This window comes from Algoriphagus mannitolivorans DSM 15301 (assembly GCF_000429425.1).
Classification (GTDB): domain Bacteria; phylum Bacteroidota; class Bacteroidia; order Cytophagales; family Cyclobacteriaceae; genus Algoriphagus; species Algoriphagus mannitolivorans.
The window spans coordinates 26,603-49,869 of the sequence record NZ_AUBV01000014.1; the positions used below are offsets into that span (position 1 = coordinate 26,603).

Annotated in this window: 22 protein-coding genes and 1 pseudogene; 9 read left to right on the forward strand and 14 right to left on the reverse strand. The window is 42.9% G+C overall.

Going from position 1 to position 23,267, the window contains the following annotated elements; genetic code table 11:
• Positions 1-2: 2 nt before the first annotated feature.
• The 3 genes from G458_RS20960 to lysA all read right to left on the reverse strand — a co-directional run bounded on the left by G458_RS20960 (position 3) and on the right by lysA (position 4,919).
• A complete protein-coding gene (locus G458_RS20960) occupies positions 3-2,087 on the reverse strand; it encodes a PKD domain-containing protein (protein WP_051287348.1) in 2,085 nt (694 codons plus the stop codon).
• Positions 2,088-2,451: 364 nt separating this feature from the next.
• Positions 2,452-3,492 (reverse strand): PorP/SprF family type IX secretion system membrane protein, encoded by a 1,041-nt coding sequence (locus tag G458_RS0114565; RefSeq protein WP_026952532.1) that lies wholly within the window; start codon positions 3,490-3,492, stop codon positions 2,452-2,454.
• Positions 3,493-3,695: 203 nt separating this feature from the next.
• A complete protein-coding gene (lysA, locus tag G458_RS0114570; RefSeq protein WP_026952533.1) occupies positions 3,696-4,919 on the reverse strand; it encodes a diaminopimelate decarboxylase in 1,224 nt (407 codons plus the stop codon).
• A 211-nt stretch (positions 4,920-5,130) separates the two neighbouring features.
• On the opposite strand from lysA, the gene G458_RS0114575 reads away from it, so the two are divergent.
• Both G458_RS0114575 and G458_RS0114580 read left to right on the forward strand, forming a co-directional pair.
• Complete coding sequence (locus tag G458_RS0114575) at positions 5,131-6,846, forward strand: sensor histidine kinase (protein WP_026952534.1); 1,716 nt, start codon at positions 5,131-5,133, stop codon at positions 6,844-6,846.
• A complete protein-coding gene (locus tag G458_RS0114580) occupies positions 6,843-7,538 on the forward strand; it encodes a response regulator transcription factor (RefSeq protein WP_026952535.1) in 696 nt (231 codons plus the stop codon). Before G458_RS0114575 ends, G458_RS0114580 begins: the two co-directional genes overlap by 4 nt.
• Before the next feature lie 72 nt (positions 7,539-7,610).
• Here G458_RS0114580 and G458_RS22080 read toward each other — a convergent pair.
• The 3 genes and pseudogenes from G458_RS22080 to G458_RS0114595 all read right to left on the reverse strand — a co-directional run.
• Positions 7,611-7,841, reverse strand: a pseudogene (locus G458_RS22080) (type II toxin-antitoxin system RelE/ParE family toxin); the annotation flags it as partial.
• A 57-nt stretch (positions 7,842-7,898) separates the two neighbouring features.
• Positions 7,899-8,138, reverse strand: coding sequence for an addiction module protein (locus G458_RS0114590; protein WP_026952536.1), 240 nt, complete (start codon positions 8,136-8,138; stop codon positions 7,899-7,901).
• 97 nt (positions 8,139-8,235) lie between these two features.
• Positions 8,236-9,246, reverse strand: coding sequence for a dipeptide epimerase (locus tag G458_RS0114595; RefSeq protein ID WP_026952537.1), 1,011 nt, complete (start codon positions 9,244-9,246; stop codon positions 8,236-8,238).
• 73 nt (positions 9,247-9,319) lie between these two features.
• Here G458_RS0114595 and G458_RS0114600 point away from each other — a divergent pair, with 73 nt between their 5' ends.
• The 4 genes from G458_RS0114600 to G458_RS0114615 all read left to right on the forward strand — a co-directional run bounded on the left by G458_RS0114600 (position 9,320) and on the right by G458_RS0114615 (position 13,087).
• Entirely contained in the window at positions 9,320-10,816 is a 1,497-nt protein-coding gene (locus G458_RS0114600; RefSeq protein WP_084438885.1) for a M14 family zinc carboxypeptidase, read from the forward strand.
• A gap of 109 nt (positions 10,817-10,925) precedes the next feature.
• The gene (locus G458_RS0114605) at positions 10,926-11,657 is read left to right on the forward strand and encodes an SIMPL domain-containing protein (RefSeq protein ID WP_026952539.1); all 732 of its coding nucleotides are present in this window, start codon (positions 10,926-10,928) and stop codon (positions 11,655-11,657) included.
• A gap of 16 nt (positions 11,658-11,673) precedes the next feature.
• Positions 11,674-12,585 carry a 23S rRNA (adenine(1618)-N(6))-methyltransferase RlmF gene (rlmF, locus tag G458_RS0114610; protein WP_026952540.1) on the forward strand — a complete coding sequence of 304 codons (912 nt, stop codon included), beginning with the start codon at positions 11,674-11,676 and terminating at the stop codon, positions 12,583-12,585.
• 166 nt (positions 12,586-12,751) lie between these two features.
• A complete protein-coding gene (locus G458_RS0114615) occupies positions 12,752-13,087 on the forward strand; it encodes a hypothetical protein (RefSeq protein WP_157359810.1) in 336 nt (111 codons plus the stop codon).
• Between the two features lie 54 nt (positions 13,088-13,141).
• On the opposite strand, the gene G458_RS0114620 is transcribed toward G458_RS0114615, so the two are convergent.
• On the reverse strand, positions 13,142-13,555 hold the full coding sequence (locus G458_RS0114620) for an OsmC family peroxiredoxin (protein ID WP_026952542.1): 414 nt from the start codon (positions 13,553-13,555) through the stop codon (positions 13,142-13,144).
• Positions 13,556-13,818: 263 nt separating this feature from the next.
• Here G458_RS0114620 and G458_RS0114625 point away from each other — a divergent pair, with 263 nt between their 5' ends.
• On the forward strand, positions 13,819-14,202 hold the full coding sequence (locus G458_RS0114625) for a GxxExxY protein (protein ID WP_026952543.1): 384 nt from the start codon (positions 13,819-13,821) through the stop codon (positions 14,200-14,202).
• A gap of 88 nt (positions 14,203-14,290) precedes the next feature.
• Here G458_RS0114625 and G458_RS0114630 read toward each other — a convergent pair whose 3' ends face one another.
• From G458_RS0114630 to G458_RS0114645, 4 genes are read right to left on the reverse strand one after another with little or no spacing between them, the layout of a single operon-like run.
• A complete protein-coding gene (locus tag G458_RS0114630; protein ID WP_026952544.1) occupies positions 14,291-15,418 on the reverse strand; it encodes a glycosyltransferase in 1,128 nt (375 codons plus the stop codon).
• Positions 15,394-16,554 carry a glycosyltransferase family 4 protein gene (locus G458_RS0114635; RefSeq protein WP_026952545.1) on the reverse strand — a complete coding sequence of 387 codons (1,161 nt, stop codon included), beginning with the start codon at positions 16,552-16,554 and terminating at the stop codon, positions 15,394-15,396. The genes G458_RS0114630 and G458_RS0114635 overlap by 25 nt, the downstream gene beginning before the upstream one ends.
• Positions 16,547-17,443, reverse strand: a complete 897-nt coding sequence (locus tag G458_RS0114640) for a class I SAM-dependent methyltransferase (RefSeq protein ID WP_026952546.1) — start codon at positions 17,441-17,443, stop codon at positions 16,547-16,549. Before G458_RS0114640 ends, G458_RS0114635 begins: the two co-directional genes overlap by 8 nt.
• Before the next feature lie 3 nt (positions 17,444-17,446).
• On the reverse strand, positions 17,447-18,571 hold the full coding sequence (locus G458_RS0114645; protein WP_026952547.1) for a glycosyltransferase family 4 protein: 1,125 nt from the start codon (positions 18,569-18,571) through the stop codon (positions 17,447-17,449).
• A gap of 334 nt (positions 18,572-18,905) precedes the next feature.
• Between G458_RS0114645 and G458_RS0114650 the strand changes: the two genes are divergently transcribed.
• Together G458_RS0114650 and G458_RS0114655 are read left to right on the forward strand one after the other, a co-directional pair.
• A complete protein-coding gene (locus G458_RS0114650) occupies positions 18,906-19,211 on the forward strand; it encodes a type II toxin-antitoxin system HigB family toxin (RefSeq protein ID WP_026952548.1) in 306 nt (101 codons plus the stop codon).
• Between the two features lie 22 nt (positions 19,212-19,233).
• Entirely contained in the window at positions 19,234-19,626 is a 393-nt protein-coding gene (locus G458_RS0114655) for a helix-turn-helix domain-containing protein (RefSeq protein ID WP_026952549.1), read from the forward strand.
• A 40-nt stretch (positions 19,627-19,666) separates the two neighbouring features.
• Here G458_RS0114655 and G458_RS0114660 read toward each other — a convergent pair whose 3' ends face one another.
• The 3 genes from G458_RS0114660 to G458_RS0114670 are packed head-to-tail and all read right to left on the reverse strand — an operon-like array spanning position 19,667 to position 23,260.
• A complete protein-coding gene (locus G458_RS0114660; RefSeq protein ID WP_035468306.1) occupies positions 19,667-21,070 on the reverse strand; it encodes an O-antigen ligase family protein in 1,404 nt (467 codons plus the stop codon).
• Positions 21,061-21,984 carry a glycosyltransferase family 2 protein gene (locus G458_RS0114665; RefSeq protein WP_026952551.1) on the reverse strand — a complete coding sequence of 308 codons (924 nt, stop codon included), beginning with the start codon at positions 21,982-21,984 and terminating at the stop codon, positions 21,061-21,063. Before G458_RS0114665 ends, G458_RS0114660 begins: the two co-directional genes overlap by 10 nt.
• Entirely contained in the window at positions 21,968-23,260 is a 1,293-nt protein-coding gene (locus tag G458_RS0114670) for an oligosaccharide flippase family protein (RefSeq protein ID WP_026952552.1), read from the reverse strand. Before G458_RS0114670 ends, G458_RS0114665 begins: the two co-directional genes overlap by 17 nt.
• Positions 23,261-23,267 lie beyond the last annotated feature (7 nt).

Sequence of the window (23,267 nt, forward strand, 5' to 3'; positions counted from 1 at the left end):
ACTTATCTGATTAGGGTGAGGCCTCCTGATTGAGAATGGGTGATACCATCAGGAGTGGTGTAGGTGATACGATAGAGATAGTTGCCCGGAGGAGACATTTGACCTTGGTAAAATCCGTCCCAACCTTTGGTTTCAATGCTGGCGGTACTGAATAGCTTTTCGCCCCAGGTATTGAAAATTTCCATGGAGAAGGAAGAGACTCCTTTGACTTTAGGAAGGAAGGTGTCATTTAGTCCATCTCCATTGGGTGAAAATGCATTTGGGATGACCACCATTTGAGCTGGGGGAATTACCTGAATGGTGTTTTTTTCGACTGAGGAGCAGCCTAATAAATCATATGCGGTGAGTGTAACTTCGTAAGTTCCTGGCTTTTCAAACACATGGATGGGGTCTTTTTCAGATGACTTTTTACCATCTCCAAACTCCCATTGCCAGCTCAGGAACTCCGGTGATATTTGGCTTTCAAACAGGATTTCCTCCTTAGCCAACACCTCTGGTTCGCTGTTGATTTCAAGTTTTCTGTACTGAAAGTCCAGTCTAGAGCCGGAGACGTTTTGAGTTGGAAAATCAACACGGGTCTCCGTTTCGGTGGTACATCCCAAAGCGTCTTTTACAGTGACTTTAAGAATTCCGGACTTATTGAATTTGATTTCTCTTGAATTGGCTGATCCTGTGCTCCAGGAAATGGTGTAAGGTTCTTTCCCACCTTGGATAGAAACCCAAGCCAGTCCTTCTACTTTTCCGGCCTCACAATCCACATCCAGAGCAGTTTCGATTCTTGCATTGAGTCCCGGAGATTCTTTGATTTCGAGAGATTTGGAAATTGAACAGCCACTCTGATCTTTAATATTGACGATATACACGCCCGCTTTTAGATCTTTTCTTTGAAGCTGATTGATGGGACTATCGGACCAAGTTACCTCCACAGCCCCTTTTGCTCCTTTCACTGCCAATGAGATCCCTCCGTCTGACTTTCCGGGGCATGAAACTGCTCTATTTTCCAACACCTCAAGCTGAAGGTTGGATTCATTCGTTAGGGAAAACTGTTTTTCTACTTTGCAGCCCTGGGCATCGGTAACTTTCAGAGTATAAACTCCGGCATTCAGAGATTTAATGGAAGCACCTGTTTGGCCATTGCTCCATAGGTAGGTATAAGGCGCTTTTCCGCCGGAAACATTGACCGAGATTTCTCCATTGGTGTTTCCTTCGCAGGAAGGCTGAAGGATTTGCTCAGAAAGTAAGATTGGAGAGCTAGCGGCAATGGTATAGGAAGCAAGGAAAGAGCACCCCTTTTGATCTTTGATTTGAACCTGATAGGTGCCTGCTGAAAGATTGGAAAGATCCTTGGTGGTAGCACCGGTATTCCATAGGTAAGAATATGGGGCCTGACCTCCTGATACGTTTAAAGCAATTTTTCCTGTGGCGTCTGAGCTACAGGATACATTTTCGATAGATTCTGAAACCTTGATTCCCTCAGAGGCGGATTTGATTTCAAAGCTTACACTTACATCACAGTTGTACTTATCTGCTACAGTGACGGTGTAAACGCCCGGTTCTAGATTGTTTGCTTCCCAAACATCCTTGAGGCCATTACTCCAAGTGACTTTGTAAGGAGGACTGTTGGGCTCATAATCGTTTCTGCCCATTTTGACAGAAATCTTTGCGTAACCGTCCTTTCCGGATCCACAGCTCGCGTCTTTTTTTTCGACATTATTGAGAATTAGAGGAAAAGGAGGCTGGATTACGATTCTCTCTTCATGAACCTTGCCTTCTGAATCAGTGATCCATACCGTATAGGTGCCTGCATTGAGATTGGTTCTGTTTTGAGTGGTTTGGAGAGTGTTCCATTTGAAAGTATAAGGAGGTTTTCCTCCACCCACTTCCAGGTTGATATGACCTTTTTCGCTGTGAGAGCACAAAGCCAGCTTTCCGCTTACCTGAACCCAAATTCCGGAATAGTTAAAAATACGCTCATTTCCTTTGGAAGGAAGGTCAAAGGCGAATTGGGAAAATGAAACAAAAGGTAGCCCTGCCAACATCGCCAGCAGAATCCCTTTTTTCAGATATGTTCCCAGTTTCAGTTTCATTTTTTGTACCTAAGCTCTTTTCAGGTTGCTTTTTTTGCCTTATAAATTCCCTTTTGTGTATTTCATTTTTTAGAATATTATTTTTTGTAAATCACATACGACAAAATGATATTCTTTAAAACAACGTGATATGTGAAAATAGAGGCAAATAATTTTAAAAAACAAGAGTTTGGGGTTGGCCTCTAAAAATGAAATGCGCCTTAGAATTGTCTAATAATTCTTGAAATTCTCTCAACAGAGAAAAAATTGTTTAGGTCTTACTTTTTTTTTGGGATGAAATGAAAAAGGCCTGGAAAACAGGCCCGAAAAAAAACTTTGATTTTTTTGAAAATATTTTTGAAGCGAGGTCGTTTTCGCCCAAAAATTAGTACTTAAAGCAAGGAATTACCCTTGATCTTTGGTTTCTGGAACGGGGATCACCCCATAAAAAGGTATATCTGATCGATATTTCATGTGCTCCTCCACTGTTTTTTTGTCCCAATTTGGATACCGTCACGTCGTAAGAGTAGCCAATATCCAATCCGCTTTCCAAAGAAACCCCGACTAATCCAATGACAGCTTCATTGTTTGGCAAATTATTTTTGGTTGGAAGTCCTCTATACCAAAGTCCCAAAACCAAAGGCTGCAAGAATAATTGAGTTCCAACATCCAACTGGTTGAAGGGGTCTTGTTGCTTGTAATTGAAAGCAAAGGAAAGTGATCTTTCCTGTGCGATATGGGTAAAATAATCTCTTCCTCCTGGAGACAGATTTAATTTATAGCCCCCCTGTAAGGATAACCTCATCGGTAGGACGCTGGTCTGATCTTCAACAAAGGACACATTGGGCTCAGTCAGGTGATGGGCGGATCCTCCAAACCAAAATTTATCATTGTAAAACAGGCCTCCGACCGCATAATCCATAAAGGAATGCCTGCTATCCAGGGGAATTCCGTTTAGCTCGTCAGTTATTCCTCCGACTGTTCCATTGACGATATCGATCATGGAGCCAAATACCAGGTCAGAGAAAAAAGCATCCCGCTGCATGTAGCTGACTTGCCCGCCGATCCGGAAAAAGAAGTTGTCACTGAGTCGTAGTCTATAGGAGTAGCTAAGTCCGATTTCGTTGGTGGACAGATTGGCCAGAGATTCTTGGTTGCTATTAAAGATCAGGCCTATTCCGCTGTTGTAATCAAAAATGTAATGATCGATGTAGGCTGAGTACGAATTGAAACTGTGATCCAATCCTGGCCATTGATTTCGGTAATTGACTCCGACTCTTGTAAGCTCACTAGCTCCAGTCAATGCAGGGTTCAAGTAAAGAGGTGCAGCATAGAATTGAGAATATTGCACGTCTTGAGCACTTGAAATATCCAACTTCAAGATCAAAAAGATTAACGTGACAATACTGAATATTTTCCTAAGCATAACCTCTACCAACCGGATAGCAAAGTTATTATCAATAACTTAAATACATTATTTTTTGAAGTGTAATCTCAACTAGGGCTTAGGATTGGGGCGAACAATCGCAAAATTCCTTGCTACCAAGTCGGGTTTTAAGCCGATTTCGCAACAAGCTTCAGGGGAAAACTCAATAATTATACCAAAGGCGCCGAGAGGCGCCTTTGAGATTAAATTTCAGCAACAATTTGATTTTTGATCAAGTCCTCAAACTCTTCCCTCGCCCGGATGAGATGGGTTTGGCCTTTCCAGATCAAAATCTCAGCAGGCCTTAATCTGGAGTTGTAATTGGATGCCATGCTGAAGCCATAGGCGCCGGCATTTTTGATCACCAAAAAATCACCTTGACGAATCTCATTCAGCTCCCGATGTGGGGCAATGGTGTCCGTTTCGCAGATGTAGCCAACGACGTTATATTTTTTCTTGGGTCCCTCGGGATTGCTGAGGTTATATACTTCATGATAAGCATCGTACATCATGGGACGGATCAGGTGATTTAACCCGGAATCCACACCGGCAAAGGTGATGGAAGTGGATTCTTTGACCACGTTGGTTTTCACGACAAGATACCCGGCCTCACTTACGAGATATTTTCCAGGCTCCAGCCAAAGCTCCAGCTGCCGCCCGTATTCCTTACAGAAATTCTGAAAGGCCTCTCCCACTTTTTTCCCCACTTCTGGAATATCCGTGGCAATGTCTTTGGGTTTATAGGCTACTTTAAACCCACCTCCAAAGTCCAGAAACTTAAGATTAGGAAAGTTTTTTGCGGCTTCGAAAAGCACATTTCCTCCCTTCAGGAAAACCTCTGCATCCAGAATATCCGAACCCGTATGGATATGAAGGCCTACGATTTGAAGTTGATGCTTAGCTACTGTTTCTAAAATACGAGGCAAAAACTCGATGGATATTCCGAATTTACTTTCGCTGTGTCCGGTGGAGATCTTCAGGTTTCCTCCGGCCATGATATGAGGATTAATCCGGATACAGGTAGGAATCGAATTCCCATAGGTTTCACCAAACTGTTCCATCAAAGGAATGCTGTCCAGATTGATCATGACGCCGATTTTCACCGCTTCCTGAATTTCTTCAAAACTTACACCGCTTGGGGTGTACATGATTTCTTCAGGGGAAAAGCCAGCGATCAGACCCAACTTAACTTCTTCAATAGAAACTGCATCCATTCCTGCCCCGGCCTTTTTGATCAACTTCAAGATGGACAAATTTGACAAGGCTTTGGTGGCATACTTTACTTTGACCGGTGCCGCAGAAAAAGCCTCCTGCAGGGATTTGACCTGATTGAAGATCTTCTCACCATCATATATATATAGAGCGGTACCGAATTGATGAGCCAATGACTCCAAACGTATTCCTTGAATTTCAGTAGGGTTGTGCATCCTTTGTGGAAAATTTAAGCGGCAAAGGTACCCTATGGAGCTAAAAAAAGGAAGCCGTAAAGCTTCCCTTTTTGTGTAAACCGTTGTAATTAAGATAACCTTTCCAAAGAACGGGTTTATTTCGATATGGTTTTCATTGTTCAATTACTCCTATGAGTTAAAACATGTTAACCAATCAATTGGCCCTTTCCAATACCCGTAAATTTGTAACATGTCTAAAAATAGCATCACTCTGGTAGTAGTCCTTATGTCCTTGGCAAGCTTTGGCTTGATGGGATTTCAATACTATTGGGTGAGAAATGCCATTCGGATCAATCAGGAGCGCTTTGACCAAAACGTCCTGCAGGCTCTTTCCAGCACGGTGGAAGATTTGGAAAAAGGAGAGACCAGTGACGCATTTTTGAGCCATCTACTTCGGGATTCTATTCTTCAGGAAAGCCTTTTCAAGAAGATTGATCCGATTGAACTTCAGATTCAGGCTACCCCTACTTACTCTAGGCCTTCCGTGGTCGACACCCTGTTTTCCACAGAGGTCCCACAAGTCAGCCAGACCTTTAGAAGAATGCTCCTTTCCCGGGGCTTGGATATTACAATTTTGTCTGAGCTGGAAAACTTCTTCACCTACATGACTCCGGAAGTGGCCTCTACTTTTTTTACTCCTGATGAAATGCAGATTCTTCTTCAGGAAAAAGAGAAGCAATTGGAGTTTATAGACAAGAGGCAGAAATACTTGGCTCAAAACCCAAACTCCCGAAGCAATACTATCCCTCCCTTTTTCACAGAAATCAATATTTCAGATGATGCTCTGGAAAAAATCAAGAAAACCAATCTGAAAATCGAAATGATGAATCAGGCCTTCGCGGAACTTGCGGAAGGACAACAGGCTATTCTGGACCGACTCGACACCGCTAGGGTGAAAAATCTCCTCAAAAGTCAACTTGCTGAGAAAGGGATTAACGAGAATTTTGAATTGGGGCTATTGGACGAAGAGGGCAAAATTATCGGAATCGGCCCTCAGATTGACACCAGCTCACTTATGTCAGATGGGATCGAAGCCAAGCTGTTTCCCAATGATATCCTAGGAAGGGACAATTATTTATATGTCTATTTTCCACACAAAAACAGCCATATTTTCCGCCAGGTATGGTTGCCGATTTCGTCTTCTATTCTGTTTATTCTTGTTATCATCTCCTGTTTTGTCTATGCCATCAAGGTGATTCTAAGACAAAAGGCGCTATCTGATATCAAGAATGACTTCATCAACAACATGACCCACGAGTTTAAGACTCCCTTGGCAACGGTAAGTCTGGCAGTGGAGGCTTTGCAGGACCCTGACTTGAGTACTCAGGATAAATTTCGGGCAAGATATTTGGGAATTATCAAGGACGAAAATAAAAGACTGGTCTCTCAAGTCGAGAAGGTTTTGCAGGCGGCAGCCTTGGATAAGCAGGATTTCAAATTAAAGATTGAGCAAATTAACCTTGCCGATTTGATAGAAAGTACGGTTGATCATATCAGTTTGCAGGTAGAGAAGAAGGGGGGAAGAATCGAGTTTTTCAACCAGCTCCTTAATCCCGAAGTGGAAGGTGATGCTTTCCATTTGACCCATATTTTCAACAATCTGCTGGACAATGCCAACAAATATTCGCGGGAGATTCCCTTGATAAAAGTCACCGCGAAAGAAGATGGAGATCAGCTGATCGTCCAAATTGAAGACAATGGTATTGGAATGAGCAAAGAAGCTCAAAAGAAGATTTTCGATAAATTCTACCGGGTTCCGACTGGCAATCTTCACGATGTAAAAGGATTTGGACTGGGACTTTCCTATGTCAAAGCCATGCTTGAAGCTCATCATGGAGAGATCCACGTACAATCAGAAACCGGAAAAGGAAGCAAATTCACTATTAACCTACCCAGAAAACAATGAGCAAAGCCAAACTATTGGTGGTCGAAGACGACCCAAATCTAGGAGACATCCTACAGGAGTACCTTCAGATGAAGGGTTACGAACCTACCCTTTGCAGGGACGGGGAAGAAGGCTGGAATAAATTCAAAAAGGATAAATACGACCTCTGCCTTTTGGACATCATGATGCCCAAAAAGGACGGGTTTACTTTGGCTAAAGAAATCAAAAAAGTGCAGGAAGATCTTCCGATCCTTTTCCTGACGGCAAAAAATCAAAAAGACGACATCATCGAAGGGCTTAAAATTGGAGCGGACGATTACTTAACCAAGCCCTTTAGCATGGAAGAGCTTTTGTTGAGAATCACGGCCATCCTTCGGAGAACCCAGAAGTCCACGGATGTAGCTCCGCTAAAGACGTATAGCTTTGGGGATTTTGTCCTGCATTACGACGAGCAGTATATCGAGGGACCAGAAGGAAAGCATAAGCTGACCTCCAAGGAAAATGAGTTGATCCGTCTTTTGGCCTCTGAAATCAACAAACTGGTCAATAGAAGCCATGCACTCAAGCAAATTTGGGGGGATGACAGCTATTTCAATGCGAGATCCATGGATGTGTATTTGAGCAAAATCCGAAAAATCCTTAAAGACGATCCCAAAGTGCAGATCATCACTGTGCATGGAGAAGGATTTAAGTTGATCGTAGGAGAAGGATAAGGCTAGACTCAAGATGCTAGATTAATTGATTTGTAGCAAAAGCCCTGGATTGAATAATTCGGGGCTTTTCGTTTAAATCCGCTTTTTCCAGGCTTTTGGATTTTGACTAGTATGAAAAACTGAAATAACATCCACAAAACTATCTTTCAATACATAAAAAATCAAAAAAGGGAATCGGTCCATAGGGAACGCCCTGACTAGCTTTTTGTATCGAAAAGAATAGGCGTTTGGATTTTCACCAATCGAGGAAAGGGCAGATTCCAACCCTTCTAAAAATGCATCCCCTAGGCCTGTTTTTTGATCTTCATACCATCTAAAAGACTCAAAACATCTTTTTCTGCTTCTTGGGAAAGCTGAACTTTAGCCTTCATTTTTTCCGGTTGATTTTATCCTCTCCTTTACTGATTCCCATGAAAAAAATTCCATTTCACCGCGTTGATATTTTTCAAGTCTGCGGTCAAGTTCCTCGATTTGTTCAGGAGATAACTCAGGTACCTCTTCGTTGGATTCTTTAAGCTCATTGATTTTTTTCAAAATCACCTCATCTTGAAGCTGGGTAAGCCATCTTATCAAGTCCAGTTTTAGTGCCGCCGCGTCCATAATTCAAATTTTAATCTAAGTTAACGAAAATCAGACTTTTCTGGGTTTTTGAAAAACATACCGCTTTGCTTGTAAGGGGAAATTATCCGAAACACCTTCAAACTAATTCCGCCCCAATACCCGGCCCCTCAGGAAATGCCACCTTTTCAGGAGTTATCATTACACCTCTCGCCGGATCTTTTGCCAACAGCATTGCCCCATCCATATCCACATAATCTAGTAAGGGAGCAATATGGGCGATTGCGGTGATTCCCACTGAGGATTCGGTCATGCATCCCACCATGGTTTTCATCCCCAAAGACTTGGCCTCATGGATCATTCGCAATCCAGGCGTGATTCCTCCCGCCTTGACCAGTTTCACATTGATGGCATGAAATAGGCCATGACATTTTTTTACATCACTTTCGACGATGCAGCTTTCATCGGCCATCACAGGAAGTTTGGAGAATTGGAAGACTTCTTTCATCCCCTCCAAATCATCTTTTCCTAAGGGCTGCTCCATAAACTCCACGCCCAATTTTGCTAGCTCTTCGGAGTAGCGAATAGCTTGCTCAGCTGTCCAGGCGCAATTGGCATCAATTCGGAAGGTAGAGTCGGTATGTTTTCTAAGCTCACGGACAATCTCCAAGTCATTCTGAGTTCCCAATTTGATTTTGTAGATCGGCCAGTCGACTTCTTTCATCTTGGCAACCATCTTTTCCACCGTGTCAATCCCGATGGTGAAGTTGGTCAGTGGAATGTTTTTTGGGTTCAGATTAAGATATTCATACAGTTTTTTGCCCTGTTTTTTGGTAAACCAATCCCATGCCGCCATGTCCAGTGCGCATTGTGCAAAAGGATTGTCTTTAAAAATTTCCTTGCTTTTTTCCCATAGTTCCTCGGGAGTTTTCCAGATACGGCCTTCCACCACTGGCCGGGCTTCTTCCAGGCAGGCACTCATGTTTTCGATGGTCATGCCATAGAAAGGATTGGTGGTGGACTCTCCCAGACCATACACTCCTTCTTCCTCGAGCTTTACAATCAGGGTATCCTGAATATCCCGACTTTGGTGTGCGATGGTAAAAGTATGTTTCAAGGGGAGGTCAAAAACCTGATAACTTAACTTCATGGCCCGATTTTTAAGGTTTGGTAAAAATACATGCTTTTATTACTTCCGAATGCCTAGTTTTATTCCGAATTCCATGAAAAATCAATTGAAAATGGTCAACCGATTGCCAAAAAACCTGTTTTTGTATTTCCTGGTGTTTGTGACTGCCACTTTAAGTGTTCAGGCTCAAGATACCTACCTTCCCATGTCACTGGAAAAGCTTGAGGCGGCTTTTTCCAAGTATCAAGAGCCTGCCTTGACCCACCGAAGATTCAAGCACGCGGAATTACAACCATTGATTCAAAAGCACTCTGGGGCATTTCAGATCGAAAAGCTTGGCGAGTCTATTGAAGGAAGAAGTATTTCCTCTCTGAAATGGGGGAAGGGAAAAACCAAGGTCATGCTTTGGTCCCAAATGCATGGAAATGAAAGCACAGCGACCATGTCCCTCTTTGATCTCTTTAATTTTTTGGAAGGGAAAGAGGATGGATATGATGAGCTGAGAAAGCTTTTGAAGGAAAAACTCAGTCTAAAATTTATCCCGATGATCAATCCGGACGGGGCAGAAGCATTCAAAAGAAGAAATTCTCTGGACATTGATCTGAACCGGGATGCCATTTCTCAGATTTCTCCTGAGGCGGTGATTCTTAAGGCCGCACGGGATAATTTCGAACCCGAGTTTGGCTTCAATCTTCATGACCAGCAAGTGTATTATAATGTGGTAAATACGCCAAAGCAAGCCACGATCTCCCTTTTGGCACCCGCATATAATCATGAAACTGAAATCAATGAGGTTCGTGGCCGAGCCATGAAAACCATTGCAGGGATGAATGAACTCCTTCAGCAAATTATCCCAGAGGGAGTTGGCAAATATGACGATGCCTTTGAGCCCAGAGCTTTTGGGGATAATATCCAAAAATGGGGTACCAGTACGATCCTGATAGAATCCGGAGGCTATCCTAATGATCCCGAGAAGCAGGAAATCCGAAAGATCAACTTTATGATTATCCTGAATGCCCTCCACCAAATCGCCACAGAGGGATATGAGAAATATACTACTGAGCAATATTTTGCCATTCCGGATAACGGACTTCAGCTGGTGGACTTAAAGATCAACGAAATGCTCGTGACTATGAACGTAAAACAATATCCTATTGACCTGGTCATCCGAAGAAGGGAGTCTGAAGCCAACGGATCCTACTTTGTAAGTGGGGCAATTGATGATTTGGGAGATATGCAGGTGTATTTTGGATTTGAGGAATTGGACGCAACTGGTTTGGAGTATACTGAAGGAAAAGTCTACCCCAATGCTTTTGAAAATATCCAGCAGATCAGTTCTGAAAAGGCCCTGGAGTTACTCAGACAAGGATTTATGGCCGTGAAAGTAAAAAATGGAACTCCACGACAGCTGCATAGTCTTCCTATTCAAGTTTTGAAATCTACTGAAAAACTATCCGGCGGTTGGACTACCAGTTCTGCCCCGAACTTCTTTCTCTCCAAAAACGGAGCGCTCAAATACGCCGTGATCAATGGCTATCTAATTGATTTGGAAAACCCCAAAAGCCAGGAATTCAAAAACCGGGTACTGTAGGAGTTAAGTTTCCATAAAAATTCAATAACCTGTCGCAACGGCAGGTTTTTTTGCGTTTGATGGGGGTATTAAAACTCTTATTTTCAAGAAACTGTAAACTTTTCATCCCATGAAAACCAATCTTTCGGCCGTCCTTTTTTCCATCGCCATCATCATCGCTGCCTGGGTACTGGGTCATGCGGTCATTAATCGTAACAGACCCCAGGGAACTGTCCATGTCACAGGTTTGGGCGAACAAAACTTTACCTCAGACTTGATAGTCTGGGAGGGACATTTTACGCGGGAAAGCAAGGATTTGAAAGCAGCCTATGCGGATTTGGAAAAAGACAGGACGGCAGTCACCCAATACCTAAAGTCCAAAGGAATCATGGACGATCAGCTGGTATTTAATGCCGTTTCCACGCTACCGATGTATCAGCAACATTACACCGCTTCGGGAAATTATGCCGGGCAGACTTTTACAGGATACCAATTGAGCCAAACCTTGGTGATCGAGTCTAAAGAAGTAGAAAAAGTGGAAAAGGTGAGCAGGGAAATCACGGAGCTTTTGAATCAGGGAATCACTTTTTATTCTCAGCTACCTAGATATTACTATACCCAACTCGAATCCCTCAAATTGGAAATGGTTGCCAAAGCCACAGAGGATGGAAGGGTACGTGCCGAGCGAATTGCCGAAAACTCCAAATCCAGGTTGGGAGACCTAGTCACTGCTAATATGGGAGTCTTTCAAATCACCGGGCAAAATTCCGGGGAAGACTACTCCTGGGGAGGCGCGTTCAATACCGCATCCAAAAACAAAACCGCTTCGATTACCATGAAGTTGGTGTTTGAGGTAGATTGATTGGTAGATTTGGTAGATGAAAAAGCAAGAATCCCCGAAACTTCACCCTAGAAATATCCACCAAGGTCGGTATGACTTAGATGAACTGGTAAAAGTGGAGGAGAGGCTGCGGGAGTTTGTTTTTACCAATGAATTTGGGAATAATAGTATAGATTTTTCGAATCCTTTGGCTGTAAAAGCTCTCAATGCTGCCCTGCTCAAATCTTTCTATAAAGTTGAATTTTGGGATATCCCACCGGGTTTTCTTTGCCCACCGATTCCGGGAAGAGCGGATTACATTCATTATTTGGGGGATTTACTTTCGGAAAAGAACGGACAAAAGATTCCGAAAGGCTCTGAAATCAAGGTGTTGGACATAGGAACTGGGGCGAACTTGATCTATCCCATCATCGGGAGTTCGGTTTATGGGTGGTCATTTGTGGGTTCTGAAATAAATCCTGCCGCATTGGCGTCTGCTTTTCAGATTTTACAGAAAAACCCTTTGCTCAAGGAGAAGATTGAGCTTCGAAAACAGGAATCTCCTGGCCTGATTTTTCAGGGGATAATTGAAAAAGGAGAATTTTTCGACCTGACCATGTGCAATCCGCCGTTTCACGAGTCAGCCGAAGCAGCCCAGGAAGGAAGCCGGAGAAAAGTTCGTAACCTAACCGGAAAGTCGGTTTCCAAAGCGGGTTTAAATTTTGGAGGGCAGGCAGCAGAGCTTTGGACTGAGGGAGGGGAATTGGCGTTTATTCAGAATATGATCCGGGAAAGTCTCCGTTTCAAAAGTCAGGTTTTTTGGTTTACGACTTTGGTGTCCAAATCGGAGAACCTGCCCAAGATTTTGAAATCCATGGCTCTGGCAGGAATTAGAGAACACAAAGTGGTAGAGATGGCACAGGGAAATAAAATCAGTCGTTTTGTGGCTTGGACCTACCATATTCGATAGTCTTGACATTGTAAAAAAAGGAGCCTCTTTTTTAGTTTTTTTCGCAAATCAAAAAAAATCAGTATGCAAATTTCTGTCCTTTAGTAAGAGGCTTCTTTTCTAATTTTTGGTTTCAAAAAATAAAAAAACTATGAAAAGGATATGGATAATCAGCTTATTCCTTTTAATGAGAATAAGTGTAATGGCACAGGAAGCATCGCCAAAGACTGCCGATGAATTAAGGAAAAATGGAAGTGGGGAACTTGTCGTAAGTTTGATCGCCTTCTCAGGCACGGCGGTCTTAGTGGCCTACATGGCATCCGGCAAGCCGGATTTGGACAGCATAGGAGTTTTATTTGGAGGTGGTGTAATCCTGGCGACTTTGGGCACCGTTACTATGATTTCAGCAAATAAGAACTTTCGTGCAGCAAGAGCTCTGGAGGCTCAGGTAGGTATGGTACCTATAAATTTCCATTCCTCTAGGGCTGGTGTTCCCGGGTTAGGGATAAAATTTAGATTTTAAAAAAAATGCCCGGGATTCAGAATTCCGGGCATTTTTTGATTTTTCTAAGGCTTATTAAGCAGTTAGCGTATATTCTGAGCTAATTTCCAATTTTAAGGCTCTGGAAATAGGGCAGTTTTCCTCAGCGTCTTTGACTTGTTTGGCAAATTCTTCTTCGGAAATTCCTTCTACCTCTGCTTTGATCACCAAATGGGATTTTTTCAGGGTGCCATCCTCAAAAGTGATTTTGGATGTTACGTCCAAAGATTTTGGAGGGAAATTGACTCCACTGAGATTGAAGCTCAGTTTCATGGCAAAGCAGCCTGCGTGAGCCGCCGCAACGAGTTCCTCCGGGTTGGTGCCTACTCCGTCTTCAAATCGGGTGTTGAAAGAGTATTGAGTGTCTTTTAGTACAGTGCTGTCGGTAGTTAATTTACCTGAGCCTTCCTTGCCGCTACCTTTCCATACGGCTGTTGCTTTTCTGATCATGGTTTTAAAGAGTTTAGAGATTAAAAGATAAGTATTAAAGGGATTTGAAAAGGAGAAAGTTTCTGGCAATCTAAATTTCTTGGGTTTCCCGCAGATCTAAACAGAAAAAGTCGCTGATTTCCGGAGATTTCTAGAATCAGCGATCATCAGCGAATATCAGCGGGATTAATATAATTGAATCCGAAGGGACAAAGCTTTTTGTATGAAAAAGAGGAATTGGGATCTAGAGGCCTACTTTTGAAGATTAGTATTTAAATTTAGTAATGCATGAAAATGAGATCACTTTTTTAATCCGGGGAGCAATTTTTAAAGTCTACAATACCCTCGGCCCAGGACTTCTGGAATCCAGCTACGAAGCAGCTCTGGAATATGAGTTAATAAAGGCTGGACTCTTTATTGAAAGGCAAGTAGGACTACCCTTATTTTATGAAGAAATGAAATTAGATGTTGGTTATCGTTTGGACTTGCTGGTCGAGAAAAAAGTAATTGTTGAAATTAAATCAGTCGAGTCTCTTGCAGAAGTTCATTACAAACAGATTGTGACCTACTTGAGATTATCGGGCTTAAGAGTTGGCATCTTGGTGAATTTTAATACAGAAGACATTGCTAAATCAATCCACAGAAGAGTAAATAATTTTCATGATTGATTTTTTCCCGCTGATCTCCGCAGAAAATGTTGCTGATCTCCGGTGATTTCCAAAATCAGCGATCATCAGCGATGAAGATCGGCGAATATCAGCGGGATATAGAAAGTCTTTGAAAAACCTCCAAATACTGCTCCGTCACATAATCCCAATTGTATTTTTGGGTCAGTCCTTTTCTGGCTGTTTTTCGGAGATTTTCCAATTCTTGAGGATGCGAATCCGCCTTTTCCACCAATGCTTTTACAGACTCTGAGTTTTTCTCAAAATACCAGCCATGGGTTCCGTTTTGAAGCATTTCCTGATTAAATGGGGTGTTTAGTGCCAAAATTGCACAGCCATATCCCAAAGCCTTCAGCATGGCTGGATTGGTTCCCCCAAACTCATGTCCGTGAAAATACACATAGCAATGGGAGTACAAGGCAGCCAATTCCTCCGGATCAGTGACATATCCTGTAAAAAGAAGTCGGGGATCCCGAATGTTTTTCAAGCGATTAGCCCAAGGATCTGCATAAGGGACATCCCCAACAATCACCAATCTTCTTTCAGAGTCTGAGTTCAAAAATCCTTCGATGATCAGGTCTGCATTGTTGTCGGGAACCAGTCTTCCAACAATTAAATAATACGAATGGCTTTCCAGATTCCACTTTTGCAAGGGTTCAGGACCAACGCTTTCTCGGGGATTTGCACCATAGGCAATGACCTTGGAGTCCGTTTGGAAAAGCTCCAGATAGACTCTTCGCATTTCATCTGAATCATTGATCACCTGATCATAAAATTTGGTAGCCATTTTAGACGCCCAGAAAAAATATTTTGCTCCTAGCCCTTTCCATTTGGGTCTCAACCACTCCAAGCCATCGACATTAATAGCCGTAGGTTTTCTGAAAATTTTGGAAATAGCCCCAAAGGGACCATTCCCGGAGTTGACCACAAAAATCACATCTACATCCGAAAAACTGGCGTGAAGCATGGAGAAAAAGGTATGCGTTAACTGGGTCAGGCTTTTGGATTCGATGGCGGGAGTGTAAATGCATTCGATCCCATTGACCCATCTGGGCCTTTCTTTGAATAATGCCCGATGGTTGTAAACCCGAACATGAACGCCCTTTTTGACCAGCCGCTCCCCGAGCTCCTTAATCAGAGTATCATATCCTCCATAGACGTAAGGATATCCCTTGGCACCCATGATGGCTACTTTCAGCTTTTTCTCAGATGTTGCCATAGGTGGTTGACGACTTTTTGTTCGAAGGATTCTAAACTGAATTTCTCCAGGACTCTTTTTCTGCCCTTTTCTCCCATGGAATTTCGAAGAGAGGGATCTTCAATCAAGGTGGATATGGCGGCTGATCCGGTTTTCACATTTTTGATGGGGATCAAAAATCCGGTTTCCCCTTCCAAAACCATTTCCGAAGCACCGCCAGACTTAGTGGCTACAACAGGTTTGCCAGCAGACATGGCTTCCAAAATAACCGTGGGAAATGAGTCGGGCAAAACAGAAGGCAAAACAAAAATGTCCAAGGAAGCCATTACTTCAGGGATGTCTGTTCGAAAACCCAGGTAGCTTACTCTCGATTCTAATTTCTTTTTTATGATCTCTTGTTCCACCTCTTCCAAGATATATTCATAGCCTGGAAAAGGGTCTCCTACCAAGACAAAATGCGCTTCTGGATATTTTTTGGCGATTTTATCGGCCATTTCCAGAAAGAATAATTGCCCTTTTCCAGGATTGATCCGACCGATCATGCCAATCAAAACTGATTTTGGGCTGAGCTGAAGTTCAGTTTTTAAAGCTCCTTTCGCATTCAGAAAGCCCTCATAGGGAATTCCGTTTGGAATCACTTCAATCTGGGCATTTTGTAATTGGGCTTGCCAGTGATCAGCCACTGCTTGAGAGACTGCAATGGGCTTTGGCGTACTGCTGTCCAGCATTTTTGCCAAAAGCTTGACTAAAGGGGCTGGGCCAAGAAGGATTTCATGAATATGCCAGATGTGAGGAATTTGATTTCGCTTGGCCCAAATAGAACCTACAATAACCGCCAAGGTATTGGAATATACCAGCTCGAAAGAGTACCTCCGGTGAAGCTGCTTCAAAAACCGATAGGCGTTTAGGTTTTTCTGAACTCGGTTAAAAATACCACTAGGATTCACGTATTTCCTTCTCAAGATGCCCAAGTTTTGGACATAAGTGGGAATGTTCAGCTTCTTCAATTCCTCTTGGATTGGCCCTTCGTTGGTCAGAACGACTACCGGTGAAAAACCCTGATTTTGATAGAATCGAAGGACTTGAAGGATAATTTTTCCTGAACCATAGCCTTCTGAGCTGCTTTGTAAAAAAAGGATATGCCGGGTTTTAGCCATCTTTTCTCCAATAAATTCCCATTATCCCTGATTTTCCAAAAGCAACGGAAAGCAACTCCAAAAGAAGGGCAAATGGCAAGAGCATTGCGATACCCATAAGAAGCCCTACAGATTTTTTTCTCTTTAGCCTTAAAATCAGATTTTCCTTAAATCCAAACAGGCTCATCAGGGCCTGCAACATCCCTAATACTCCCAGGTGAACCGAAAAGGAGCGAATCCCAGCTTTGGAAAATCCGAGTTGCTTCAGTTGATCAATGAGACTTTGTGCTGTCCAATGCGATAAATGTTTGGGAATATCCCAATGCATCCACTGATTGCCGGCGATTTTTGCCTGCCAGGAATCTGCTCTTGGAACTTCAAGGTATAAGATGCCCCCTTTGGCTAGGTTATCATTAGTGAGTTGCTTCAACAATTCAATAGGTGCAGGAAGGTGTTCCAGAACATGATTGAGTGTGATGAGATCAAAGTTGCCATTCTCTATTTTCCCCTGAGAATACAAACTGGTCAATACTTCCACTCCATACTTTTCCCGGGCGAATTTGGCCCTTTCTGCCTCGGTTTCGATTCCCAGACCCTTCCAACCCATAGCATTGGCCACTGCCAGAAACTGGCCTTTTCCTGATCCAAAATCCAACAGGCGATTGGCTTGAGGGAAAAGAGATTGCGCTTGACGGAGTACTTTTCGAGCTTCAGAAAAGATGATTTTTTCAAAAATTGAAGTTCGATTATCGACTACTGCATAGACTTCATCCCGATACAGTTCTTCCCATTGAATCTCTTTAGGGAGGAAAGTCCATCGAACTCCGCAAGTGGAACAATCGCAAATGGAATAAGGAGAGTGGGAAAAATTGGGGGGAGTTTTGCAGACCGGACAGATTACTTGCCGCATGGATTAAGGACCGGGTTTCAGAATGAGCTGTTGAAAAGCTTCGATAAATTTTTGGGAAGAAAAATCCTTGGATCGCACTTTTCCATTTTGGATAAGCAAATCTCTCAAGTCGTTTTCCTGTTCCAAAAGTATCATTTTTTCGGTCAAGTCTGCCTGGTTTCCGGTTTGAAAAGATAATCCGGCCCCATTGGCGACTTCCAATAATGCGGGTTGATCAGAATGGATCACCGGCACTCCAAAGCCCATAGATTCCAAAATAGGAATGCCAAAGCCCTCATTTTGGGAAGGGAAAACATAGGCAAAAGCACCTTCATACAAGGATTTGATTTGGCTGTCTGTAATATATCCCGTGAGGAGAATCTGATTTTGGAGGCCTAGTTTCTCGACAAGACTTTGGACTATCGGGAAATCATTCATTTGCTTGCTTTGGCCCGGACCACCTGCAAGAACGAGTTTTTTGGAACTTTGGGATTTCTTCAAATACGAGGCATAAGATTCTACCAAAAGGGGGATGTTTTTTCTCCGGTCAAAGGTCCCGATGTGTAAGAAATAGTCATTTGCCTCTAGTTGGTGCTCTGCCAAAAACTTCTGATCCACCGCAGCATTGAGGCCCTTGGGGGCTTGATAGACCACCTCAATCGGCCAGGATTTTCCCAGAAACTGTTCCAAAGACTGCTTTGAATATTGCGTGGTAGTAATCAAGGTAGTGTCTTCTTTGAGACCTTTTTTGATCAGGCTGAGAAAGTATTTTCTCCACCAGCGAGGGTAGTTTTCGGGCATTTGCCAGAAAAACGCATCGTGTATCACAGTCATTCTCCTGCATCCCAGAGTGGCTGCAGGTGATACAAAATCTGGACAAATTAGGATATCCGGTTTGAATTTTTTCACCATATCCGGAAGCTGAAATTCCTTCCACCGGAAATAGTCCATGTGGTAATTCAACTTTTGAATTTTGGATTTCAGGTCTTTATAGGAAACATCAGCAGCCTGCTTGTCCGGTTCATGGGTAAAAATCCATTCAATCTCCTTATGTGGATATTTTCGGGCTGCCTTTGCCAGCTCTACCATGTAGGTTTTGATCCCGGTACTGGCGACGTTGAGGTATTGAAGATCGAGGAGGACTTTCAAGGAAAATGGATTTTGATTCTATGGTGATAAATTGACCAAAGACAAGGAATTCCCTTCTAATGGAGTTTTAATTTAGGAATTAAGTGCACAGAATTCGTAAAATATTCCAAAATTCATGGATTCCACTTTTCATATAAAAAGCTTGGTGAAATAAGAATTCGCAATCTGGAGAATGAAATTTTGTATTTAAAGCAATGAGTCTTTTTCCAAAAAAGGATGAATCACTCGCTAGAAGTAGAGTGAATAAATTTTGACAATTAGATTATACAGGTTTTAATAAGTTTTCAAAATGAAAACTTTATGCTATCTTCCATCGTTTTCATAACAGCAGGCATTGAAAAACATCGTTGCGACTAAAAATCTGGTGGAGTTTTACAAAAAACATCCAGATTCCAAATCAAGTATAGAAACCTGGATTGCCATCACCAGACATGCTGTTTGGCTAAAACCATCAGATGTTATTCTGGATTTTCCAGACGCCGATCCTGTCAAAAACAATCGCGTGGTGTTCAATATTTCAGGAAATAAATACCGATTAATTGTCCAAATAAGTTATTTGAGGCAGTGGGTGTTTATCAAATTTATCGGAACACATGCTGAGTATGACAAAGTGGATGCAACTACTGTAGACCAATTTTAACACCGGAAATCAGATTAGAATCATGAAGTGGGAAAAGATTATCACGACAGAAAAGGAATATGATATGGCACTTGCCAGACTTTCAAAAATCTTCGAAGCGGATCCTGACAGTCCAGAAGGGATGGAGGCTGAATTGTTGGTTACTTTAATTGATAAATACGAAAAGGAGAATTTCCCGATTTCTCTTCCGGACCCTATTCTCGCCATCCAAGAAACTATGGAAAGAAAGGGACTTAAGGACAAAGATTTGATCCCTGCCATCGGTAGCAAAACCACCGTTAGCTTAGTATTAAATAAGAAAAGGGCAATGACCATCGAAATGGTTAGAAACCTTTCGAGTTTGTTGAATTTGCCGGTTGAGGTTCTTATTCAGCCCTATGAGTTGGATGGTAAAAAGGAAAAAGTGAGCTTGTAGTTAATTCTTGACAGTTCAGATTATTTTCCTTCAGGAGCATTCATGTCTGCTCAATTTCCACACTTTTTTTCAAAATACTATAGTGGTGGACACTATACCCAATCATCCACCAAGTTAGCCAAGTGACATAAGTGTACATTTCGGCATTTGCCGTGAAAAGCGGTAAGAGCATTCCTACTTTCGTCACAGCACCCACAAATGCCAAACGGGCAGTCATAGTGTTTTCTGTTTGATAAAAAACCCGGAGCGAAATAATTACTCCAGAGGCTAATACAAGGATGTAAAGAATCATCCCCAGCCAACCCAGTTGCACCCCATATATTAAAAACTGGTTTTCTCCTCCCACTCGAAGTTCATCCGTAACGCTTCCCACATTTCCACTCATTGCCAAGCCAATACCCAAAGGATTGGCTAACATAGAATCCAAAGCCAAAAGCCACTCCACGACATGGCCTATGCTGGAAGTGTTTTCAAAAGTGAGGGTATCGACAACGAAAAAATAAAAATCTTCAGAAGCGAAGAAGATCACATAAAGCCCGAATCCCAGCAGGGCGAGGAATCCTGCCCCGATCAGTTTGTACAAGCGAAACACTAAGGCGATAAAGAAAATCATCACGAAAAAGGCCCCAAAGGCAGCCCGGGAAGCCGAGAATACCAAGCTTCCCAGAGAACAAGCCATCACCAGCAGAGATAGCCAGTGCTGCTCTTTTTTGGTAGTCAGGAACCAAATCAAACCGGCCGCAAATCCCATCAAGACCGAACTGGCCATCTCCAGCGGGTCCGAGAAAAAGCTCGCCAATCGTTTGGTCACCGCTTGGGTCTCAAATGTCCAGGTCAACCCAAAATTACCGGTGGGATCGATGTCATTAATCGCCTGATTGTATAGGGCATACCCGGTGAATTGCTGCAAATGAGCACCTAGGACGAAGTTTTCAACCAGGTTGACGACAAAAGCGGCAATGGCGATGAGGAAAATGATGGAAAAAATCCGTTTGATTTCTATCTCCTCCATGCGGGTATTTCTTCCCAAAAAATACACCAGTCCAGGGATCAGCATACTTTTATAATACAATGCTTTGTTCAGGAAAGATGCCTCTCCCAAGGGAAGCAATAAATAAGCAAAAGCCAATCCTAGAAAGCCTAAAAAGAACCAATCCACTGACTGTAGCCTGAAAGGATAGGCGCCTGGTTTTTTCTGATAAATGACAAAAACCAGTACCGAAGTAAGCACCACCAGTTCTTTGATCACCTGAAAAATTCCGACGATTTCAGAAGACCGGGTGGCCAAATAGACAATGCTTAAAGTCGTGATATAAAAAGGCAGAAAGGCTGCCAGAAAATAAATGAAATAGGTCCATTTACCCTGGAAAACCATCTTTTCCAAGGTCCAAAGCAGTCCTGCTCCCACTCCTAGGGAAATCAATATGAAAAAAATCAGGGCCATGCTGGAGGGGCTTGAAGTTTTTCCCGAAACCCATCTCTAATTCCCTTCACTACTGCTTTTAGCTTTTTAAACCTTCTTCTTCCCAAGAAATACAGCATCCAAAAGAAGAATCTTGCCAAATGATAGCCGAACCCCATATAGGCTTTGTACTTCCGGAGCAGTAAAATCTGATTTCTGACATGGTAATAAAATACCTTTGGGCTAAGGACTCCTTCTATATGGGATTTTTTGGAGGCAGCTCCAGCTTCGTGGTAGATTACTGCCTTCGGTGCCAATTCAAGGGAAAATCCTTGTTTCTTGATCCGAAGCGACCACTCCACATCTTCAAAATAGATGAAATATTGTTCGTTTAGAAGGCCGCTTTTGAGCAAAGCTTCTCTGGAAACCATCATACAGCATCCCGTTGCCCAGTCGATTTGTGGGGATTTTACCCGGTAATTTACCAAAGGCTCACGGTCTCCAAGCGTGACCGCTCGTCCGAGCTTGGGATTCCATTTCCCACCTGCACTCCATATTTTTTTAGGCTGATGCAGAAACAAGATCATGGGTTGCACGACACCGAGGGATTTCCCTTGTCGGAACCTGAGGACCATTTCCCCTAAAAAATCAGGGGCTACTTGGGTGTCATTATTCAGCAAACAGACATGAGAAAAGCCCTGTTCCAAGGCCCAACAGATGCCGACATTATTTCCTCCTGCAAAGCCTAAGTTTTGGGAGTTCTGGATAAGTTCGATTTCAGGAAAAGAGGTTTTAAGCTGCTTTCCTTCAGGGTTGGCAGAGGCATTATCCACCACTACTACTTTGAAATTAGGGTAGTCGACCTGGCGCAGGGATTCCAAACAGGCCTCGGTATATTCCAGCCCGTTCCAGTTGACCAAGATAATCGCAACAGAAATCTCAGGAGTAGAAGCCATGAATCAATTTAGGATTGTGTCGGTACAAAAGGACCAGACAAATGAGAAACACGATGATTTCCGTGGATAAAATCCCCAGACAAAGCCCCATTCCTCCGTAATTTGCTGTCAGGAATGCCGATACCAAAACCATATACAGGCACATCATCCAGCTGGCCCGAAACAAAAGGGACTTTAAATCCGCCACAAGAAGAAGCAATATATGGGCAACATTGAGGCAGGCTAGAAAAGGCACAGCTGCCAAAAGTTGAAGATACATCACAGAGTCTGCAAGATTGGAGCGGGAAAGGACTTGAATGATCCATGGGGCCGCTGCATAGGTGCCGAGAGAAATCACAGCGCCTACCAATACAACACGGACATAGACTCTTTTCAGAAACTTATAGAAGGATGGAGGATCTTCCTTATACAATTTGGCGGCATTTGGGAATATAGCCTGAATGATCAAGGCAGGAAAAAGCCTAAGTACCATGATCACTCTTTCGGCTAAACTGTACATCCCCAAGGTCTCGGCTGCGGAGAAAAAGCTCAGAATGATCAAGCCGCCATTGATGGAAATATGGCTTGCCAGATTACTGAAAAACAAGAGTACATTATCCTTTAGGCTGATCCAGATCGCAGCAAATTCAGGTCTGTAAAAGCGGATATCCATCAGGCTGTGGATATATCCCAAAAGGAAAAGGTTGATTCCTAATCCAAAAAATCCCATCAGGAAATTCACCCAAAGGCTTTGCTCCGGGCGATGGATAAAAAGTACGATTCCCATCAAGAAGAGCAGCTTGGAAAAGATATTGGCAATGGACACCAGTTTCATTTTTTCCATTCCCTGAAAAAACCAAAGAGGAAGTGTAGCCTCCGAAAAGAGCAAAAGCAGGGAAAAGATTAAAATCCATTGATAGTCTTCGAAAAGGTTAAAGCCAAAAATTCCGATGAAAATAGCCAGGGCCGCAAATGTGGCCAACAAAAGTTTGGCGGAAAATACATTGGAAACCAAATGCGACAAAGCCTCTTTGTCTTTTTGGTTGATAGCTACTTCACGTGGTGCACTGAGATTGTACCCAAATCCTACCCAAATATTCAGCAAAATGATCACAGAGAGGGCAAGGTTGACCAAGCCAAATTGATCCACGCCAATACTCTGGATCAGCAGCGGCATAGAAATGATCGAGATCAGCACATTGGAGGACTGAATCACCGCCAAAAACAAAAAATTCTGGATGGATTTGTTTCGGATAAAATTCCCGATCGGGATGAGTTGGTTGAGTTTTTCAAACATGGCAGCC

Bases quoted from the DNA above. Each gene is read 5' to 3' on its own strand.
- G458_RS20960 (WP_051287348.1), bottom strand. From the start codon at position 2,087: ATGAAACTGAAACTGGGAACATATCTGAAAAAAGGGATTCTGCTGGCG.
- G458_RS0114565 (WP_026952532.1), bottom strand. From the start codon at position 3,492: ATGCTTAGGAAAATATTCAGTATTGTCACGTTAATCTTTTTGATCTTG.
- lysA (WP_026952533.1), bottom strand. From the start codon at position 4,919: ATGCACAACCCTACTGAAATTCAAGGAATACGTTTGGAGTCATTGGCT.
- G458_RS0114575 (WP_026952534.1), top strand. From the start codon at position 5,131: ATGTCTAAAAATAGCATCACTCTGGTAGTAGTCCTTATGTCCTTGGCA.
- G458_RS0114580 (WP_026952535.1), top strand. From the start codon at position 6,843: ATGAGCAAAGCCAAACTATTGGTGGTCGAAGACGACCCAAATCTAGGA.
- G458_RS0114590 (WP_026952536.1), bottom strand. From the start codon at position 8,138: ATGGACGCGGCGGCACTAAAACTGGACTTGATAAGATGGCTTACCCAG.
- G458_RS0114595 (WP_026952537.1), bottom strand. From the start codon at position 9,246: ATGAAGTTAAGTTATCAGGTTTTTGACCTCCCCTTGAAACATACTTTT.
- G458_RS0114600 (WP_084438885.1), top strand. From the start codon at position 9,320: ATGAAAAATCAATTGAAAATGGTCAACCGATTGCCAAAAAACCTGTTT.
- G458_RS0114605 (WP_026952539.1), top strand. From the start codon at position 10,926: ATGAAAACCAATCTTTCGGCCGTCCTTTTTTCCATCGCCATCATCATC.
- rlmF (WP_026952540.1), top strand. From the start codon at position 11,674: ATGAAAAAGCAAGAATCCCCGAAACTTCACCCTAGAAATATCCACCAA.
- G458_RS0114615 (WP_157359810.1), top strand. From the start codon at position 12,752: ATGAGAATAAGTGTAATGGCACAGGAAGCATCGCCAAAGACTGCCGAT.
- G458_RS0114620 (WP_026952542.1), bottom strand. From the start codon at position 13,555: ATGATCAGAAAAGCAACAGCCGTATGGAAAGGTAGCGGCAAGGAAGGC.
- G458_RS0114625 (WP_026952543.1), top strand. From the start codon at position 13,819: ATGCATGAAAATGAGATCACTTTTTTAATCCGGGGAGCAATTTTTAAA.
- G458_RS0114630 (WP_026952544.1), bottom strand. From the start codon at position 15,418: ATGGCAACATCTGAGAAAAAGCTGAAAGTAGCCATCATGGGTGCCAAG.
- G458_RS0114635 (WP_026952545.1), bottom strand. From the start codon at position 16,554: ATGGCTAAAACCCGGCATATCCTTTTTTTACAAAGCAGCTCAGAAGGC.
- G458_RS0114640 (WP_026952546.1), bottom strand. From the start codon at position 17,443: ATGCGGCAAGTAATCTGTCCGGTCTGCAAAACTCCCCCCAATTTTTCC.
- G458_RS0114655 (WP_026952549.1), top strand. From the start codon at position 19,234: ATGAAGTGGGAAAAGATTATCACGACAGAAAAGGAATATGATATGGCA.
- G458_RS0114660 (WP_035468306.1), bottom strand. From the start codon at position 21,070: ATGGCCCTGATTTTTTTCATATTGATTTCCCTAGGAGTGGGAGCAGGA.
- G458_RS0114665 (WP_026952551.1), bottom strand. From the start codon at position 21,984: ATGGCTTCTACTCCTGAGATTTCTGTTGCGATTATCTTGGTCAACTGG.
- G458_RS0114670 (WP_026952552.1), bottom strand. From the start codon at position 23,260: ATGTTTGAAAAACTCAACCAACTCATCCCGATCGGGAATTTTATCCGA.